At 63.2% G+C, this 3042-nt stretch carries 5 protein-coding genes; 1 reads left to right on the forward strand and 4 read right to left on the reverse strand.

Annotated elements, in window-relative coordinates; all coding sequences use genetic code 11:
- The 3 genes from rpsI to VDP82_RS16340 form a co-directional block, all read right to left on the reverse strand.
- Positions 1-433, reverse strand: a 433-nt coding sequence (gene rpsI, locus VDP82_RS16330; RefSeq protein WP_323015887.1) for a 30S ribosomal protein S9, incomplete at its 3' end; no start/stop codon positions are given.
- A gap of 1 nt (position 434) precedes the next feature.
- Positions 435-899, reverse strand: coding sequence for a 50S ribosomal protein L13 (gene rplM, locus VDP82_RS16335; RefSeq protein WP_323015888.1), 465 nt, complete (start codon positions 897-899; stop codon positions 435-437).
- Between the two features lie 146 nt (positions 900-1045).
- Positions 1046-2101 (reverse strand): COX15/CtaA family protein, encoded by a 1056-nt coding sequence (locus tag VDP82_RS16340; protein ID WP_323015891.1) that lies wholly within the window; start codon positions 2099-2101, stop codon positions 1046-1048.
- 87 nt (positions 2102-2188) lie between these two features.
- Here VDP82_RS16340 and VDP82_RS16345 point away from each other — a divergent pair, with 87 nt between their 5' ends.
- Positions 2189-2395: a DUF2842 domain-containing protein gene (locus VDP82_RS16345; protein WP_323015889.1), complete on the forward strand. Its 207-nt coding sequence runs from the start codon at positions 2189-2191 to the stop codon at positions 2393-2395.
- A gap of 3 nt (positions 2396-2398) precedes the next feature.
- Here the strand turns inward: VDP82_RS16345 and VDP82_RS16350 are convergent.
- Positions 2399-3042, reverse strand: a 644-nt coding sequence (locus VDP82_RS16350; protein WP_323015890.1) for a polysaccharide deacetylase family protein, incomplete at its 5' end; no start/stop codon positions are given.

Raw genomic sequence — 3042 nt, forward strand, 5'->3', positions numbered from 1 at the left:
ACTTCTTGCGTTCCACCACGCGGCTGTCGCGGGTCAGGAAGCCACCCTTCTTGAGGATGGGACGCAGGGCGGGCTCGAAATAGTTGAGCGCCTTGGAGATGCCGTGACGCACGGCACCGGCCTGACCGGACAGACCACCACCGGCGACGGTGACGGTGACGTCATACTGGTCGAGACGCTCGGTGGCGACGATCGGCTGCTTGACGATCAACTGGAGCACCGGACGGGCGAAATAGGTGGCGAATTCGCGGCCGTTGACGGTGACCTTGCCCTTGCCGGGCTTGATCCAGACGCGCGCGACCGCGTTCTTGCGCTTGCCGGTGGCATAGGCGCGGCCCTGGGCGTCGAGCTTCTGCACGTGCACAGGAGCGGCGTTGACCGGAGCGGCGGCGGTGGTGCCGAGGTCTTCGAGGGAGTTGATGGTTTCAGCCATGTTACTTCACCCGCGCATTCTTGGTGTTCATCGCAGCGACGTCCAGCGTGGCCGGGTTCTGCGCTTCGTGGGGATGCTCGGCGCCGGCATAGACGCGGAGGTTCTTGAGCTGGGCGCGGGTCAGCGGACCGCCCGGCATCATGCGGCGCACGGCGTTTTCCAGAACGCGCTCGGGGAAGCGCCCTTCCAGCAGCTGGCGGGCCGTGCGGTCCTTGATACCGCCGGGGAAGCCGGTGTGCCAGTAGAAGCGGTGCTGGTCGAGCTTGCGGCCGGTCAGCTTCACCTTGTCGGCATTGATGACGATGATATTGTCACCCATGTCCATATGGGGGGTGAAGGTCGGCTTGTGCTTGCCGCGCAGGCGCGAGGCGATGATCGAGGCGAGGCGACCCACGACCAGCCCTTCGGCGTCGATCAGGACCCACTTCTTTTCAATCTCGCTCGGTTTTGCCGAGTAAGTGCTCATTGCTTGAATTCCCTAGATTTCTTGGGGCTTGCAGCCTTCATCCAAGGACAAAAGCAGCATGTTCGGCGCTGCGTGTATGGGGGATTCCATCACGCGTCAAGAGGCCTGATTTTATCGTTTAAAATCAATGCATTACAAATGCGGTATTATATTACCGTGCGCCGAAGATCGGCTAGGTAGGCCGAGGTCATGCCGGCCAGCATGAAGGCCATGGCCTGGTGGCCCACAGCCAGCGAAATCGGCACGGCGTGCAGCAGGGTCAGGATGCCCAGCACCACCTGCAAGAGCACCAGGATCGCGATGCGCGGCGGCCAGCCATGGACGCCGGCAAAGCCCCCTGCCCGCCAGCGGCGCCAGCACATCACCGCCACATAGAGCGTGATGAGGTAGGCGATGGCGCGGTGGATGAACTGCACGGTGAGATTATTCTCGAAGAAATTGCGCCAGAGTGGCTGCATCACGCCCATCCCGTCGGGAATGACGGCGCCGTCCATCAGCGGCCAGGTGTTGTAGCCCATGCCGGCATCGAGCCCCGCAACGAAGGCGCCCGCTGCGATCTGGAGCACGATCAGCACAAGCAGGACGGCCGCCCATGCGAAATCGGCGCGCGACACCCTGCCCTCGACCCGTACCGGATCGAGCGAGCGGGCAACATGCACCAGGGCGATGAGCAGCAGGCAGGCGGCGGACAGATGCGCGGCCAGCCGGTATTGGGACACCGAGGTCAATTCGCTGAGGCCGGAAGTGACCATCCACCAGCCCAGCGCGCCCTGGAAGCCGCCCAGAACGAAAAGGCCGAACAGCGGCCAGGCCAGCTGCGCGGTGAAGCGCTTCTGCACGAGGAAGACGGCGAAGGGCACAAGGAACACCACGCCCAGCATGCGCGCCAGCAGGCGATGCAGCCATTCCCAGAAAAAGATGTATTTGAAGTCGTCCAGCGACATCCAGGTATTGTTCACCTGATATTGCGGGATCTGCTTGTAAGCCTCGAATTCGGCGTGCCAATCCGCATCGTTGAGCGGCGGGATAGTGCCCGAGATCGGCTTCCAACTAGTGATGGACAGTCCCGAATCGGTCAGCCGGGTAATGCCGCCCACCACCACGATGAGCAAAACGAAGGCCGCCAGGCTGTAAAGCCAGATGCGCACCGGGCGCAGCCGGTCGCTGGCGAGGCTGGTCTGGCTCATTGCGGCATTTTGCATGGTGGTCACGGCAGTTTCCCGGTGTCGGTGGGCGAACGGGAGTGGTATGCCGCTTGGCATCGTCCCGCAATAGGCGCGTTGCCGCATATGAAACAGCGAAATCGCAAGCTCGTGGGCCTGTTGGGCCTGATTGGCTCCAGCGTGCTCAGGTCCGGCCTGGCCACTGCCCTCTACCTGCTCTTTCCGCCCGGCCTGCCCATCTGGGTGCTGATGCCCTATTTCATCGTCGCCGGCATGGGCTGGGTCTTGCCGGCCATGCCCATCGTGCGCTGGATGTCGCGGCCCGACGAATAAGGATCAGCCGCTGACCTTGCCCAGAGCGGTAAAGAGCCCGCCCGAGGCGAAAACGTCGACATAGCGGCGCGACTGGAAAAAGCCGTTGAGCGAAACGCGCGGCAGCGCGTGAGGGTTTTGCGCGTGCACGGGATAAAGCCCGCCAGGGCGTGTCGTCACCGCCGAGCGGAAGCCGATCTCGCGTGCCAGATCGAACTCGCGCGGACCGGCCGAAAGCGGCCCGCCCAGCGGGTAGGAGAAATGCGCCGGCCGCTGACCGAATTGCGCCGCCAGGATATCCACCGACTGCGCCATTTCATTGCGCGCCTCGTCGATGGGCAGCTTGGCCAATTCATAATGATGCACGGTATGAGCGCCCAGGGTGCATAGCGGCTCATCGGCAAAGCCGCGCAACTCCTGCCAGTCCATGATGAGATCGCGGCATTGCCGGCCCAAATCATAGCCATAGGATTCGGCAAAGCCGCGCAGGAAGGCGAGGCGCTCGGCCTCGGGTATCTTGCGCATCAGCCAGTACACACGCTCGAATGCGGCCCGCTTTTCCCCGGTGGTGCGGGTATCGAGATAATCGGTCTCGCCCTTCACCGTCAGGGCAATGGCCTCCTGGCGGGCGATGATGTCCTCGATGGCCTGCCACCAGATTTCCCCCA

It is taken from the genome of Devosia sp. (genome assembly GCF_034675085.1).
Lineage (GTDB): Bacteria > Pseudomonadota > Alphaproteobacteria > Rhizobiales > Devosiaceae > Devosia.